This is a genomic window from Mesorhizobium sp. M0045, from assembly GCF_040323385.1.
Taxonomy (GTDB): domain Bacteria; phylum Pseudomonadota; class Alphaproteobacteria; order Rhizobiales; family Rhizobiaceae; genus Mesorhizobium.
In genome coordinates this window covers 116,239-130,478 of sequence record NZ_JAMYUY010000008.1, presented here as the reverse complement: position 1 = coordinate 130,478, position 14,240 = coordinate 116,239, and the positions used below count along the sequence as shown (strand labels likewise).

Genomic DNA, 14,240 nt, shown 5'->3' with positions numbered 1-14,240 from the left:
AAAATGCTCCTGATGCTGATGCCGCAACTGCCGCTAGTTCTGCTACGCACTCCGGCTCTGGTTTTTGCCGGAAACCCGCGCTATCCCTGAGGTAGCGAGGGGTGTCATGGTCGAAAAACGCAAGGGGTTTCGCCTGTCGCGGCGGCTGCTGCTGGGTGCGGCAGTGGTCGGCGGCGCGATGGTCTGGGGCGGGACGACAGTGGCGCGGCTGGCGCGCGGTCCGTCGGGGCAGAAGAATTCCGGGCGCATCGACGACATTGACGGCATCGATCTGGCGCAGAAGCCGCTGGAGGGCCCGCCAGCCTACGATCCGTCGCTGCCATGGCTGACCAAGGGCGGCGACATCAACGATGCCAGCGGCCTGTCGATGACGCCGGTCTACGGCGTTGTCGAAGTCAGCGAGGAAGACCACGTTGCGAGCGCGCTGGCCTTTGCCCGCACCAATGGCCTGAAGGTCTCGGTCGCGGCTGTGCGCCATTCGATGGGCGGACACGCTTTCGACGACAACGCGGTGGTCCTCGACATGCGCAAATTCAACAAGGTCAGCGTCGACCCGGCTGCGAAGACGATGACCTTGCAGCCGGGCGCGCGCTGGCACGACATCCAGAACCTTTTGCACCCGCGCTTTGCGGTGAAGGCGATGCAATCGACCGACATCTTTTCGGTCGGCGGCTCGCTGTCGGTCAACGCGCATGGCATGGACCACCAGGCCGGCTCGGTCGCCGGCTCGATCCGATCGATGCGGGTGATGCTGGCGGACGGTTCGGTGACAACCTGCTCACCGACCGAAAACACCGAGCTGTTCCGCCACGTCGTCGGCGGCTACGGCCTGTTCGGCGTGGTGCTGGAGGCGACGCTCGACATTGTCGACAACGACGTCTACCGGACCTCGCGCGAGATCATCAAATCGGACGACTTTCCAAGGTTTTTCGCCGAGGTGCTGGAGCCAAACAGGGCGATCGGTCTGTTTTATGGGCACCTGTCGACAGCGCCGGGTAATTTCCTCGAGGATATGATCGTCTACCGCTATGACAAGGTGGCCAACCAGCCGCCGGCCGACCAGCCGGCAATCGGCGAACCGGGTTCAGTCGGGCTCAAACGGGTGATCATCAACCTGGCGAAATGGGGAAGCCTGTTCCAGGAACTGAAATGGTTCACCGAAAAGACGCTGGAGCCGCAATTCGAGAGCTGCACGGTGGCGCGCACGACGGCAATGGCCGAAGGCGAGGCCTGCCTCGTCACCCGCAACAATCCGATGCATGATTCAGTGCCCTATCTGTTCAACGATCTGCTCGATGAGACCGACATCCTGCACGAGTATTTCATCCCGCGCGCCGCCTATAACCCGTTTATCGCCGAAGCGCGCGAGATCCTGCGCAACCAGAGCCTGCCGGTGCTCAACGCGTCGGTGCGCGTCGTCCACAAAGAGGATGTGGCGCTGAATTATGCGCCGGAGCCGGCCTATTCGCTGGTGCTCTACATCAATCAGCCGACCGACGCCGACGGCAATGCCAGGATGCGGGCGCTGACAAGGGCGCTGATCGATGTGACGATCAAGCATGGCGGGCGTTTCTTCCTGCCCTACCAGCTCCACTACACGGGCAAGGAACTGCTTGCGTCCTATCCGGAACTGCCGTCCTTCCTGGCGAAGAAGCGGCAATACGATCCGGGTGAGCTGTTTTCGTCGACTTTTTATCGCGCCATCAGGGCATTGATCGGCACGGCCTGAGCGTCGGTTACAGACCGTCAGGCAGTTTCGCCGCCAGCCAGTTCGCCGAGCGCTTGGCGATGCCGATCGTTGCCGCTGCGGCGCGGCCGAGATCGGTCTTGACCACGGCGTAACCCGCCTTCGTGCGGTAGAGCACGGCGCGGCCGCCATCGACCGCCGCTTCATAGGCGACTGGCCGGACGGTTTCCGTTTCCGTCGCCGTTGCCTGCGTTCCGACGGCAGCACTGGGCCGATGGCTCAGTTCCGGTGGCAGCGGGTCTGTCGCGGCGGTGCTGGCCGTCGTCAATTCGGGCTCGGAAGTGGTCGCCGCGAGCTGAGATGACGAGTTCTGTGTCCGGCAGATGCCGGAGACCAGCGGATAGTCAAAATTGCGCTCGTGCAGCATCTGGCTTTTCATCGCCGCTTCGCATTCGGCGATGGTCGACCATTTGGCGGGCGTCTCGCCGATATATTCGCAAAGCCTGGCGTCGCAATCGCAGCCGACGATGGTCATGGCGACAAGGGCGGTCTTGATCACAATCTTGTCCCTCCGAGTTGCCTGGCGATGTGCGCAAGACAAAGTGCTGCGGGGTCATTAATCGTTGCGGAACAAGGCGGGATTTGGCCGCGATTGTGGAATGAGCGTGGCGGAGCATCACGCAACGTCTTGCCGGGGCCGGCTGTGGCCGAAAGGCCTCAGTAATCGTAGACGTGCTCGAGCCTGGCGCCCGCCGTCATCAACGCCGGCAGCACGATGTGCAGCTTGCGCACGGCGACGGTCAGGCCGGTGCGTCGCGTCGAAGGTTCCGCCGGAAGCGGGTAGCTGAACAAGGTGCGTGCACCTTCGGGAACCTTGATTTCGGCGTTGGAAAGCATGGTGACCATGATCTCGTCATTGCCGCCGATCTCGACGAAGGAGATGCCCTTGCCGATCAGGCGCGGAATCATGTCGGTGAACACCTGATAGCGCCTGGTGACGAAGACCGTGCCGTCGGCGCCGAGATCGCGCTCCAGCAAAGTGTCGGGCTCGTTGCGCGTCACCTCGCTGACCGGACCCTTGGCCCAGACGTGAATGTCGAGCAAGGCCGGATCGGTGGTGGCGGCGAGCGCCGACTTGATCAGATCGGCGTAGCCTTGCTTGATGGTGTCGGCGAGGCCGAAGGCGAGCTTGCGTTCGCTGGTGCGGAAGGCGCTGTCGTCCGCTGCCGGCTGGACGGCGAACAGGCCGGCACGCTTTTCGGCATAGGGAAACTGGTACCACGGCACCTGGTCGAGAAAACCGGCATAGTCCGCCGCCACCTTGGCCTGGTAGATGTCGACGGCGGTGCGCTTGCCGGCGGTCGCTTCGGTGACACGGCCGACCGTATTTTCATAGGCCCACTGGATGGCGTGCTCGATCGTGTGGCTAGTGCCGATGATCACCAGCATCTGGTGGTTGTCGAGGTTGAACTTGTAGGCGGAGCTGGCGCGGATGACCGTCGCATAGTCCTGCCAGAAACGGCCGATATAGGAGAGATAGGGAAAACCGCTCGGCTGGTTCTTGTCGACGAAGCCGGCATATTCGCGGGCGGCGTAGACGATGGCCCATTCCGGATAGGTGAGAAAGGTCGATTCCTCCGGCCGCTGGTAGCCGGGGATCTCGGCGCGGACCTTGTCGGCCAGCGCCTTCGGCGGGTCACCCTCAGTGACGCCCGGCAATGGCGTTGTGTCCAGCGACGGCGTCGTGAGAAAGCCGTAGGCCAGCCCGGCGATCGGGATCAACACGACAATGACGACGAGCCAGAGGATCGCCTTGATGATGCGCTTCAGCCAGCGGAACAGGAACATGGCCGGTCAGGCCGTGGCGAAATGGTCGTACACACGTTTCGATAGCCAGAACCCGACATAGACGGCAAAGCCGCCGATGACGATGTGCGGCAGGTTGGCGAAGAAGCGGGCCGGGAATTCGATGTCGTTCAAGGAGCGGAAGCCGTTGATGAAAATGCCGCCATCGAGGCAACCGGAACCGGTGACCAGGCCGAGCACGCCGTCGAACAGATAGACCGAGCCGAACAGCTTGAAATAGAACACCGCCTGACGGTGCGAGATGAAGGCGGCCGCCAGCGCCCAGACGCCGGAGAAGGCGTGCAGCAAATCATCATACCATTGCAGCGAGAACAGGCCGAACAGATTGCCGCCGGCATCGTTGAAGGCCGGCACATAGCCGATGGCAACAACGCCGAAGAACAGGAAAGCATAGGCAACAGCAAGCTTCTGGATGAGCGTCATGAAATGTCCCCCTGCCGTCAGCCCTTTTAACCGGCCTCCCACGGCAAATGGATAGTAGCTGATTTTGGCGCAGGGTGAAGCGTCGCCGGCAAAATCGTCCGGCGGGGCCACAAAGACAGTCGGCGCCGGGATTTCTCCCAGCGCCTCCCTGTCAGATCAGGACACGGTCGCGGCAGCAACTCCCGAAAGGTGTCGCGCCATGCCGGCCTTGATTTTGACGGTCCTGCCAGTCGCCGCCCGAGGGTAGCGTCCGTTCCGGACCACGCCGGTCTCCACTCTTGCGAGCTTTGCCCGGCGCGCCATCGAAGGTTTTTGCCGTCCTTCATGGCAGCATCGGTCCGCCGTCGGCGTTCGCACGCTTTCCGCGGCCCCGTAGGTCTCGGCTTCCATCCCTCCAACAGGCAAGCCTGTTCTCGTTCAGGGCCGTACGGGCCTCAGGAAATCCGCCGTTCCGCTGTGCCTTTCGGCGTGGCGATCGGTAGCCGCCTGAGATGGGTTTAATGTATGTCGGATAAGTGTTTGGCGGAACTGCCGCGTGCCTGTGGATAGCGGGATTATCGGGGACTGACCCTGCCAAAACAGGGACTTTCCGATCTCTGCCGCCGCCGGTCGGGATCTGCCGCCTCGAGGCCGAAACCGCATTGTCGGACATTCGATCTTGCCCCGCGGGCCGGCGCGGGCTTCAATGCCGGCAAATGATTGGAAGGCGTGTTCGATGGCCTTGGGGAGGCGGGCTTGAAGGTCGCGGTGGTTCTCAATCCGATCGCCGGCGGCGGCAGGCTCAAGCGGCATTGGCCCGAGGTTGCGGCGTCGCTGAAAAGACATTTCGGCGATTTCGAGCTGCGTGAAACGCAGGCCGAGGGCGATGCCGAACGGCTGGCGCTCGACCTTGCCGCCATCGGCTTCGAGCTGGTGATCGCGGCCGGCGGCGACGGCACCGCCAGCGAGGTTGCCGACGGGCTGCTGAAAGCTTTCCGAGAAAGCGGCCGGACGGCCGAGCTTGGGCTGCTGCCGTGCGGCGCCGGCATCGACTTCGCGCGCGGGCTCGGCCTGTCGAACAATGTCGACCTGACACTGAAGCGGATTGCCGAGGCCAAAGGGCGCAAGGTGGATGCCGGGTGCATCAGCTATGTCGACGACCACGGCGCGCTGGCCAGCCGCCATTTCATCAACATCGCCAGCCTCGGGCTCTCCGGCGCCACCGACCGGGCCGTCAACGCCGACAAGCGCAAGGGCAAGGTTTCGGCCAAGGCGCTGTTCTACTGGCGCACGGTCTGGGAGTTCCTCCGCTACCGCTTCCAGGACGTCGCGATCACCATCGACGACGGTGCCCCGGTCGAGGCGCGCATGGCACTGGTGGCGGTGGCCAACGGTAAATTCTTCGGCGGCGGCATGATGATCGCGCCCGATGCCGAGCTTAACGACGGCGAGTTCGACATCGTCATTCTGCGCGCCGCCGGCAAGCTGAAGCTGATCTGGGACATCCGCCTGCTCTATGGCGGGCGGCACCGCAACCATCCGGCGATCACCATCCTGCGCGGCAAGAAAGTGGTTGTCGAGCCGCTCGGCGATGTGCAAAAGAACGCCGCCCTGATCGACATAGACGGCGAATCGCCGGGTCGCATACCGGCGACCTTCGAGATCCTGCCCGGCGCCTTGACGCTGAGATATTGAATCAAGGCATTGAGGGATTGATTCAAGTTCTTTCGGCGGTGATTCCGGCGATCCGGCCAATGTGCTGAAATCGCGTGACAATTGCCTGATGTCAGGCCTCGAACTTGGCCGGGAAACCACGCCCGCGAAGATCGGTTCCGATCGCATCTTCCAGAAGCCTGACGATCATGGTCGACCAATTCCTTGAAACAGTGATTTTGGCAAGTGGCGGCCCATCGGCAGCGAACGTCGGTCGTTCCTGTTGGTGGTAAATCGCAAACCTTGGAGATTGGCCGAATCCCCCCAACTTCGTCATCCCAGGGCGAAGCAGGAGCGAAGCTCCGTCGCGGAGACCCTGGGATCCATGCCGTAACCGTGATCAAAGAGTGCAGCGGAGCAGAATTTTGCACCGCAGCAGCGCTCTGAAGTCGCGGCATGGATCCTGGGGTCTGCGCCGCGTCGCTTCGCTCCTTGCTCCGCCCCAGGATGACGAAGCGATGGGCGTTTGCGCTAATCGCCAAGGCATGCGGTCCGTCAACGCAAGCGACCCGTCAAATCCTCTGTGCCGAGGAACCAGGCGCCGGGCCGCGGTCGTAGACGGCGACGGCAAAAGCCGTTGCGGATCAGGCTGGCGCTCACGGCATCAGCGGGGTCTGCATCATCTGCAAATGCAGGTCCTTGCCGGTCCAGGGATGCGCTTCGCAAGCGGCTTCATCGAGTTCGACGCCGAGGCCGGGCTCCTTGGACGGGATGACATTGCCGTCCTGCCATTCGATCTTCTTCTTGAGCAGCTTCTCGTGAAATCCGCCCCACTGCTTCAGCGATTCCAGAATGAGGAAGTTGGGCAGCGTCACAGCGAGCTGGATGTTGGCGGCGCCGACGATCGGACCGCAATAACAGTGCGGCGCGATCTGGATGTGATAGGCTTCGGCCATGGCGGCGATCTTCTTGGTTTCGAGAATGCCGCCGGAGCGGCCAAGGTCCGGCTGCAGAATGGTCGCCGCGCGGTTCTCGATCACACGCGCGAATTCGAACTTGGTCGTCAGCCGCTCGCCAGTGGCAATCGGGATCGAGGTCGCACGGGCGACCTGCGCCATCACCTCGGGCATGTCGGGCGGCACCGGCTCCTCGAACCACAGCGGGTCATACGGCTCGATGGCGCGGGCCATGCGCAGCGCCCCCGAAGCTGTGAACTGGCCGTGCGTGCCGAACAGGATATCGGCGCGGGTGCCGACCGCCTCGCGGATCGCCTTGACCATCCGGGCGGAGAGGTCGATGTCGACGAGGCGCGGCTGGTGGCCGTCGAAGGCGGTGTAGGGGCCGGCCGGGTCGAGCTTGACCGCGTTAAAACCCTGCTCGACATATTCGAGCGCGCAGGCGGCGGCCAGATCGGGGTCGTTGTAGACGTTCTTGCCGCGTGCGTCCTCGGAGTGGACGCTGCCGCTGTGCGGGTAGAGGTAGGTATAGGAACGCAGCGTTTCGTGTACCTGGCCGCCAAGCAGCTTGTAGACCGGCTTGCCGGCCTCCTTGCCGATGATGTCCCAGCAGGCGATTTCGAGCGCCGAGAAACAGCCCATGCCCGATACGTCGGGGCGCTGGGTGAAGCCTGACGAATAGGCGCGGCGGAAGAAGTTTTCGACGTCGTGCGGATCGCGGCCGACGAGATAGCGCTCTGCCATGTCCTCGACCATTTTTGCGGTGACATGGGCCGAGAAAGTGGCGTTGTAAGCTTCGCCATAGCCGACGATGCCGCCATCGGTGGTGAGCTTGACGAAGATGAAATACTTGCCGCCGATGCCGGGCGGCGGATTGCCGACCACCCAGGTCTTGACGTCGGTGATTTTCATTTCTGATCCTCCAGAACCAGTTCGGCGCCCTTCCATCCGGTCATGATCGCGGCGGCGTTGGTGTTGCCGGTTATGTTGTCCGGAAAGATCGAGGCGTCGATGACGCGCAACGCCTGGATGCCGTGTACCTTGAGGCGCGGATCGACGACGGCGTGCGCCGCGTCCGGCCCCATGCGGCAGGTCGAGACCGGGTGATAGACGGTGCCCGAGCGCTTCCTGAAATCCTGAATGAGATCTGCATCGGAGGTGATCGACGGACCCGGCAAAACCTCCTCCTCGATGATCTCGGCGATTGCCGGCATCGATGCGATCTTTCTGACGAATTTCACCGCCGCCAGCATTTCGACGACGTCTGCCTCGGTTGAAAACGCGTTGGCGACGATTTTGGGATAATCGCGCGGATTGGCGGAACGGATCATGATTTCACCGCGGCTCGATGGACGGCAGTTGGACAGCCCGATGGAAAAGCCGGGCCACGGATCGGGCGTCAGGATCGGCCGCTCGCCGCTCTTCGGAATGACGGTCGAAAACGCCTGGAAATAGAGCTGCATGTTGGGCCTCGTCGCCGCCGGATCGGTGCGGAAGAAGCCGCCGGCATTGTTCATCGACAGCGACAGCGGGCCTGAGCGCAAAAATAGGTACTGCATGCCGACCAGCAGCTTGCCCCACCACGGACGCAGGATCTGGTTGAGCGTCGGCTGCCTGCCCTTGAAGGTGTAGTTGACGCCGACATGGTCCTGCAGGTTTGCCCCGACATTCTCGTTGGCGTGAACGACAGGAATGCCGAGCGCGCCAAGTAGCGCCGACGGGCCGATGCCGGAGAGCTGGAGAAGTTGGGGCGAATTGACCGAACCCCCCGACAGGATGATCTCGCGGCCGGCGCGGGCGGTTTTCGTGGCGCCATTCTGGAGATACTCGACACCGATGGCGCGCTTGCCCTCGAAAAGGATTTTGGTCGCCAGCGCGTTGATCTCGACGCGGACGTTTTTGCGCTTCATCGCCGGGCGCAGGAAGGCGCGCGCCGCCGACATGCGGCGGCCGTTCCTGGTGGTGATCTGGTAGACGCCGACGCCTTCCTGCGAGGCGCCGTTGAAATCCGGGTTGAGCGGCAGTCCGGCCTGGTTGGCGGCGCCGAGATAGCGCTTGGTGAGCGGATGGACGGAGGTCGAGCAGTCGGTGACATGCAGCGGCCCGCCGACGCCGCGCCATTGGTCGGCGCCGGCCTGGTTGTCCTCCAGCGCCTTGAAGGCGGGCAGCAGGTCGTCGAAGCCCCAGCCGGGATTGCCGGCCGCTGCCCAAGCGTCGAAATCCTCGCGCGCGCCCCTGATCCAGACCATGGCGTTGATCGAGCTCGACCCGCCGAGCAGCTTGCCGCGCGGCCAGTGGTCGACATTGCCGGCGAGACCCGGGTCCGGCTCGGCCTTGTAGTTCCAGTTGACCGCCGGGTCGAAGAAGGTCTTGCCGTAGCCGAGCGGCATCTGCACGTAGAAGCGGCGGTCGCTGCCGCCGGCCTCGAGCACCAGCACCGAGAAGCGGCCGGAAGCCGACAGCCTTTCGGCCAGGACCGAGCCGGCCGAGCCGGAACCGACAATGATGAAGTCATAGGTCTGCATGGTGGATAAAGATGGCCCTGAATTTCGCCCAGCCTAGACGCCGCGGACCGTCGCCATCACCGGAGCTTCCGGCATCGCTTGTGAAAAAAGCGACTGGCGCGCGTTGCTCACGCTATGACGCGACTGCTTTGCGGAAGGCGCGGCTGGAAATTTAAATCGTGTTATCGCATGGGTCATGGGCGTTGGCGAAAACATAGCCGCCCGCCTCATGCGGGGCGCCGAATAGCAGGCCGTCCCTGGCGCATTGCGCAGAAAACGCCTGGACGTCCTCGACATCGAAAACCAGTTTAACGGTCGATTGTCCCGACCGCTGTCCTTTGCCAGCCTGGTGGAGCATTAGGCGTGTGCCTCCGGCTGGACTGACCAATTCGACAATACGGTCGCCGTCCTCTCGATGCGCTTTGAAACCGAAATGCTTTTCGTAGAAGGCGACTGTCGCTTCCAGGTTCTTGGCGTAGAGAACAATTCGATTGAGCGCTAAAGCCAATTGTTCCTCCACCAACCCGTCCGAGCATCACAGGCGATGATCGGCAATCTGCCTGAAATCATAGCGCATGATCGGGCGGGCGGGCGTCCTGCGGGCGATCACCCTGAACCCGGAGCGCGCGAACGTGGAGGCATATCCGCTGCCGGAAGCGCTCGGCGATAAATCGGCATCGAAAGGATAGGCTTCGAGCGCCGGAGCATTTGCGTGCCTTGCGACTTCCAGGGCCTGTGCGATCAGCTGGGATGTTACGCCCCGCCGGCGGTATTGTTTTCGCACGTAGAGGCAGGACAGGGACCAGACCGGCCTGTCATCCACGCGCTTGAGCCGAAATAGCCGATCGAGCCAGGGCAGGGCATCTCGCGGCGTCACCTGGCACCAGCCGCCAGCCACATCGCCGTCGAAAGCAAGCAAACCCGGAGGCGGACCATGCTGTACGGATTGCCGGAACGCTGCCTTGTTTTCCTCGCCGGGCCGCTTTCGATAAGATCGACCGATCCGCCCGTACATACACCAACAACGACTGCAGACGGCGCTGTCACCGAACAAGTCCTCGAGCGCGGACCACAGATCGGGCGTTAGTGGGCGAAAGGTAAGCTTCATGTCAGCCGTCATCCGCTACCTATCTTGCCCAGTCTAGCCTGCACTGCGCGCTAGCGCATCATAGATTGCAGTCCATGCGGGGATGTTCGAAAAGGGGATTTCGCTCAGCATCCCCGCCGTTCTCCGGCTCGGCGCAGAAATTGATTGCTGCCTAATCTGCAGCAGTGAACTGCATCCCATCGCTATTCCCGCTGTTTATGAGGCGCATTATTGATGTCGCAAGGAGTTCGCCGTGAACAGCGCCGACCCGCCCGAAGGTCTTCCACTTCCATGGAGTGGTCCGAGCGGTCGGCATCCGCCCTGGCGGCGATCCCGTAGCCTGCGCCCAGCCTCAGCTGCAATTCGAAGGACAAGACCATGAATATCGACCGTCGAACGTTCGGCATCGGCACCTTTAGTGCCGGCGCCCTGCTACTTTCCCCGATCAGCCTCTTTGGGAGCAACGCTGCGGCTATCGCCGCCCCGTCTCCGGCTTCGCTTGCGAGCGCCCACAGGTTCATGCTCGGCGACCTTGAGATCACAGCACTGAGCGACGGCTATCTCAATCTCGGCCTCGAACTCTTCCCTTCCGCAGATACCGCTGCCGCCGAAGCGCTGCTGGCAAAGGCATTCCTGCCAAAAACACTCCTTCCGACCTCGGTCAATGCTTACCTTGTCACCAAAGGCGACAGACGGGTGCTGATCGATACCGGCACGGCATCGGCGATGGGGCCCATACTGGGACATATACCAGAGGCGCTCGCCGCCGCCGGCGTCAGGCCGGGAGGAATCGATACGGTAATTATCACCCACCTTCATCCCGATCATGCCAACGGCCTTGTCGGTATTGGCGGCACGGCCGCCTTCCCGGCGGCGGAGATCGTGGTTGCCGCGCCGGAATTCGCTTTCTGGCACGATGACGGGATCCTATCCAAGGCACCCGACCAGATGAAGCCGTACTTCGAAATAGCGCGCAAATCGCTGATGCCTTACCATGGCAAGGTCCGGAAGATCGAAGGCGAAGTCGAGATCGCGCCCGGGATCAGCGCGTTGCCTGCGCCTGGACACACGCCGGGGCATCTCGCGCTTCGAATTGGCTCTGGTGATGCTAACCTGCTGCTCCTGACTGACGTCATCCACGCCTCCGCGCTGCAATTTGCGCATCCGGAATGGGCAATTGCCTTCGACGTGGACCAGGAGGCCGCAATCGCCACACGCAAGAAGGTGCTCGACATGGTGTCGGCGGATGGCCTGCTCGTCGCGGGTATGCACCTGCCCTTTCCAGGCATCGGTCATGTCATCCGCGACGGCAACGCCTACGCCTATGTCCCGACACCCTGGCCCGCTTTGTGAAGCACGCCTATCGACGAGGGCTTGGTTCTGTCGCGACATCGGGCGCGCCAGCCTTCTCACCTCGGCCATAGAATGCAATCCTACTAGTTGGGCTCGTCTAGCTGCGCACAGCATCCTTTCAACACTGTCGACCGTACCCGAACTTCAGGCCGCGACACCATTCAATGGCGTTGACCTGTCCGTGCCGCGACGGTACGGGGTCTGGGCGATCGGTTCGAGAGGATTGGCCAGATGGTGCATTACGCGGACGGGCGGCCGATCGGCGATCTTACGCTCAGGACGCTGGCCATGCCTTCGGACGCCAATGCGGCAGGCGACATTTTTGGCGGCTGGGTGATGGCGCAGATGGATCTCGCCTGCGGCATCCGCGCCGCCGAGCGCGCCAAGGGCCGCGTGGTGACGGCGGCGGTGAAGGAAATGTCCTTCGCCAAACCGATGAAGATCGGCGACACGCTGTGCATCTATACGCATGTCGAACGCGTCGGCCGCACCTCGATGACGCTCAAGGTCGAGGCCTGGGCGCAGCGCTATCTCTCCGACCTGATGGAGAAGGTCACCCATGCCGACTTCGTCATGGTGGCGCTGGACGGCGAAGGCAAGCCGAAGGCGGTTCCGGCCGAAGGCTGACCCGGCCTGATTCCAGAAGACGGATCTAAACAGCCGTCTCTCCCGCGCGGGGGATGCGGACAGTGGTCCCACGTGGTCTTTGACCGACGGGTTCCCGCATGCGCCTGCAGCGCGACCGGCGGGATCTTGGGAGGAAAGACAATGCGTCAACACATGCTGAACGCTGCCCTGGCGGGTGCCTTTGCAGCCTTGCTCTGCCTGTCGTCCGCAAGCGCTTTTGCCGAGGTCAAGAAAGGCGATCCAGGCGCTACCTGCACATCGGAAAACCGCACCATCAACGGGCAGGCGGCCAAGTGCGAGATCTGCTCGGCGACGAAATGCGACACCAGCGGCACGACGGTGAGCAATTGCCGCAAGGAGACGACCACGACCTGCACGATTGGCGGCAAGGTGGTCAGCCCCAACCCGAAATGGAATCGGATCGAGAAGCTGCCGAAGAGCAAGATGCAGTTACAGCAGTAGGGCTCGTCCGGAGCATCCCGACAGGTTCAAACCCTTGCAGCGCAAGGATTCAGCTGTGCATGGCGTCGAACTTCTCGCGCGCCGCCTTGACGCGCTCGGTGTTCTTGCGTGCCCATTCGCCGAGCGCGTCGACCGGCACCAGCAGTTCGTAGCCAAGATCGGTCAATTCGTAGTCGACCCGCGGCGGGATCGTCGGGAACACGGTGCGGGTGACGAAGCCGTCGCGCTCGAGCCCGCGCAAGGTGGTGGTCAGCATCTTTTGCGAAATGCCGCCGACCGCGCTGCGCAGCTCGTTGAAACGCAGCGGCCCGTTGCCGAGTTTGCCAACGACGAGCACAGTCCATTTGTCACCGACGCGCTGCAGGATTTCCGAGACGGCGCGGCAGTCCTCGGTGCGGTGCGGGTGCCTTGGTAACAAAAAAGTGCCTCCTTGCACATTGAGCGGCCGGTTACTCATATAGCTCAGGTATCTAAACGATACCAGTATTCCTGTAAGGAGAGCCCCTCTATGTCAAAACCCAAAATCGCCATCGTCATTGGATCGACCCGCGCCGCGCGCTTTGCCGACGTCCCGGCCCAATGGATTGCCAGGATCGCCAAGTCGCATGCCGATATCGACGTCGAAGTCGTCGACCTGCGCGATTTCCCGCTGCCGTTCTTCGATGAGGTCGCATCCTCCGCCTGGGCGCCGTCGCAGAACGAAGTGGCGCAGCGCTGGCAAAAGAAGGTCGCCGGATTCGACGGCTTCATCTTCACCGCCGCCGAATACAATCATGGCCCGACGGCCGTGCTGAAGAACGCCATCGACTACGCCGCCAACGAGTGGAACAAGAAGCCGGCCGGCTTCGTCGGGTATGGCAGCGTCGGTGGCGCGCGCGCCGTCGAGCAGCTGAGGCTGCATGCGGTCGAGTTGCAGATGGCGCCGGTGAAGTCTGCGGTACACATCTCCTGGGCTGATTTCCTTGCGGTCAAGCAAGGTGACAAGAAGCTCGACGAGTTCGAGCACCTGAACCAGGCGGCAACCGCGCTGGTCAACGACATTGCATGGTGGGCCAGGGTGCTGAAGACGGCGCGTCAGGCCGATGCCGTCGCCGAGGAAGTCAAGGCGGCCTGAGCAGGTTCGAACAGTCCTCCCAAGGATTAATTCTCCCAAGCATTGGGGCGGCGCATGCGCCGCCCTTTCTGTTCACACCGCATGGGCGTCCCGCGCTTGCCGTGGCCTGATGATGCAATCGGCAAGGCGGTCCATCTCATTCAGCTCGTCGGCGTGATGCTGGCCCCACTGGCAAAGTGCCAGCAGGATCGGCTCGAGGCTGAGGCCGAGCCGCGTCGCCGAATACTCGACGCGCGAGGGGATCTCGGCAAAGATCTCGCGGCGGACGAGGCCGTGCTCTTCCATTTCGCGAAGCTGCTGGATCAGCACTTTCTGGGTAATGCCGGGCATCAGCGCCTGCAGCGCCGACAGCCGCCGGGGCCTGTCGAAGAGATGGTACAGGATGACGGCCTTCCAGCGGCCCGAAATCACTTTCAGCGCGCGCTCCGCCGGCAGCATCGGCAGCCTCTTGATCAGCTTGGTCATGGTCACCTCCCGGTCAGCAGCGGACAAATCGGTGTGTAGTCGAAGCCAGGCAGATAGTGGCAAA

General features: G+C 62.7%; 15 protein-coding genes. 6 read left to right on the top strand and 9 right to left on the bottom strand.

The window, feature by feature from the left end:
• The first annotated feature begins 106 nt into the window (after positions 1-106).
• A complete protein-coding gene (locus NKJ72_RS15355; RefSeq protein ID WP_352477919.1) occupies positions 107-1,729 on the top strand; it encodes an FAD-binding oxidoreductase in 1,623 nt (540 codons plus the stop codon).
• 7 nt (positions 1,730-1,736) lie between these two features.
• Here the strand turns inward: NKJ72_RS15355 and NKJ72_RS15350 are convergent, their stop codons facing one another.
• The 3 genes from NKJ72_RS15350 to NKJ72_RS15340 form a co-directional block, all read right to left on the bottom strand.
• Positions 1,737-2,246 (bottom strand): hypothetical protein, encoded by a 510-nt coding sequence (locus NKJ72_RS15350; RefSeq protein WP_352477917.1) that lies wholly within the window; start codon positions 2,244-2,246, stop codon positions 1,737-1,739.
• Between the two features lie 158 nt (positions 2,247-2,404).
• Complete coding sequence (locus tag NKJ72_RS15345) at positions 2,405-3,535, bottom strand: hypothetical protein (protein WP_352477915.1); 1,131 nt, start codon at positions 3,533-3,535, stop codon at positions 2,405-2,407.
• Between the two features lie 6 nt (positions 3,536-3,541).
• Positions 3,542-3,976, bottom strand: coding sequence for a DUF4383 domain-containing protein (locus NKJ72_RS15340; RefSeq protein WP_023719157.1), 435 nt, complete (start codon positions 3,974-3,976; stop codon positions 3,542-3,544).
• Between the two features lie 735 nt (positions 3,977-4,711).
• On the opposite strand from NKJ72_RS15340, the gene NKJ72_RS15335 reads away from it, so the two are divergent.
• Positions 4,712-5,650, top strand: a complete 939-nt coding sequence (locus tag NKJ72_RS15335; protein ID WP_254819224.1) for a diacylglycerol/lipid kinase family protein — start codon at positions 4,712-4,714, stop codon at positions 5,648-5,650.
• Between the two features lie 614 nt (positions 5,651-6,264).
• Here NKJ72_RS15335 and NKJ72_RS15330 read toward each other — a convergent pair.
• The 4 genes from NKJ72_RS15330 to NKJ72_RS15315 all read right to left on the bottom strand — a co-directional run bounded on the left by NKJ72_RS15330 (position 6,265) and on the right by NKJ72_RS15315 (position 10,176).
• Complete coding sequence (locus tag NKJ72_RS15330) at positions 6,265-7,476, bottom strand: mandelate racemase/muconate lactonizing enzyme family protein (protein ID WP_352477913.1); 1,212 nt, start codon at positions 7,474-7,476, stop codon at positions 6,265-6,267.
• Positions 7,473-9,089 carry a GMC family oxidoreductase gene (locus NKJ72_RS15325; protein ID WP_352477911.1) on the bottom strand — a complete coding sequence of 539 codons (1,617 nt, stop codon included), beginning with the start codon at positions 9,087-9,089 and terminating at the stop codon, positions 7,473-7,475. Before NKJ72_RS15325 ends, NKJ72_RS15330 begins: the two co-directional genes overlap by 4 nt.
• 151 nt (positions 9,090-9,240) lie before the next feature.
• Positions 9,241-9,588: a VOC family protein gene (locus tag NKJ72_RS15320; protein ID WP_352477909.1), complete on the bottom strand. Its 348-nt coding sequence runs from the start codon at positions 9,586-9,588 to the stop codon at positions 9,241-9,243.
• Positions 9,589-9,603: 15 nt separating this feature from the next.
• Complete coding sequence (locus tag NKJ72_RS15315; RefSeq protein ID WP_352477907.1) at positions 9,604-10,176, bottom strand: GNAT family N-acetyltransferase; 573 nt, start codon at positions 10,174-10,176, stop codon at positions 9,604-9,606.
• Positions 10,177-10,533: 357 nt separating this feature from the next.
• On the opposite strand from NKJ72_RS15315, the gene NKJ72_RS15310 reads away from it, so the two are divergent.
• From NKJ72_RS15310 to NKJ72_RS15300, 3 genes are all read left to right on the top strand, one after another.
• Positions 10,534-11,508, top strand: coding sequence for an MBL fold metallo-hydrolase (locus NKJ72_RS15310; RefSeq protein WP_352477905.1), 975 nt, complete (start codon positions 10,534-10,536; stop codon positions 11,506-11,508).
• Between the two features lie 231 nt (positions 11,509-11,739).
• The gene (locus NKJ72_RS15305) at positions 11,740-12,135 is read left to right on the top strand and encodes an acyl-CoA thioesterase (RefSeq protein ID WP_023678380.1); all 396 of its coding nucleotides are present in this window, start codon (positions 11,740-11,742) and stop codon (positions 12,133-12,135) included.
• A 141-nt stretch (positions 12,136-12,276) separates the two neighbouring features.
• Positions 12,277-12,597, top strand: a complete 321-nt coding sequence (locus tag NKJ72_RS15300) for a hypothetical protein (protein WP_023719143.1) — start codon at positions 12,277-12,279, stop codon at positions 12,595-12,597.
• A gap of 49 nt (positions 12,598-12,646) precedes the next feature.
• On the opposite strand, the gene NKJ72_RS15295 is transcribed toward NKJ72_RS15300, so the two are convergent.
• Entirely contained in the window at positions 12,647-13,015 is a 369-nt protein-coding gene (locus NKJ72_RS15295; protein ID WP_254819229.1) for a winged helix-turn-helix transcriptional regulator, read from the bottom strand.
• 90 nt (positions 13,016-13,105) lie between these two features.
• Between NKJ72_RS15295 and NKJ72_RS15290 the strand changes: the two genes are divergently transcribed.
• Positions 13,106-13,711, top strand: coding sequence for an NADPH-dependent FMN reductase (locus NKJ72_RS15290; protein WP_352477902.1), 606 nt, complete (start codon positions 13,106-13,108; stop codon positions 13,709-13,711).
• A 72-nt stretch (positions 13,712-13,783) separates the two neighbouring features.
• Here NKJ72_RS15290 and NKJ72_RS15285 read toward each other — a convergent pair whose 3' ends face one another.
• On the bottom strand, positions 13,784-14,176 hold the full coding sequence (locus NKJ72_RS15285) for a winged helix-turn-helix transcriptional regulator (RefSeq protein WP_352477900.1): 393 nt from the start codon (positions 14,174-14,176) through the stop codon (positions 13,784-13,786).
• Positions 14,177-14,240 lie beyond the last annotated feature (64 nt).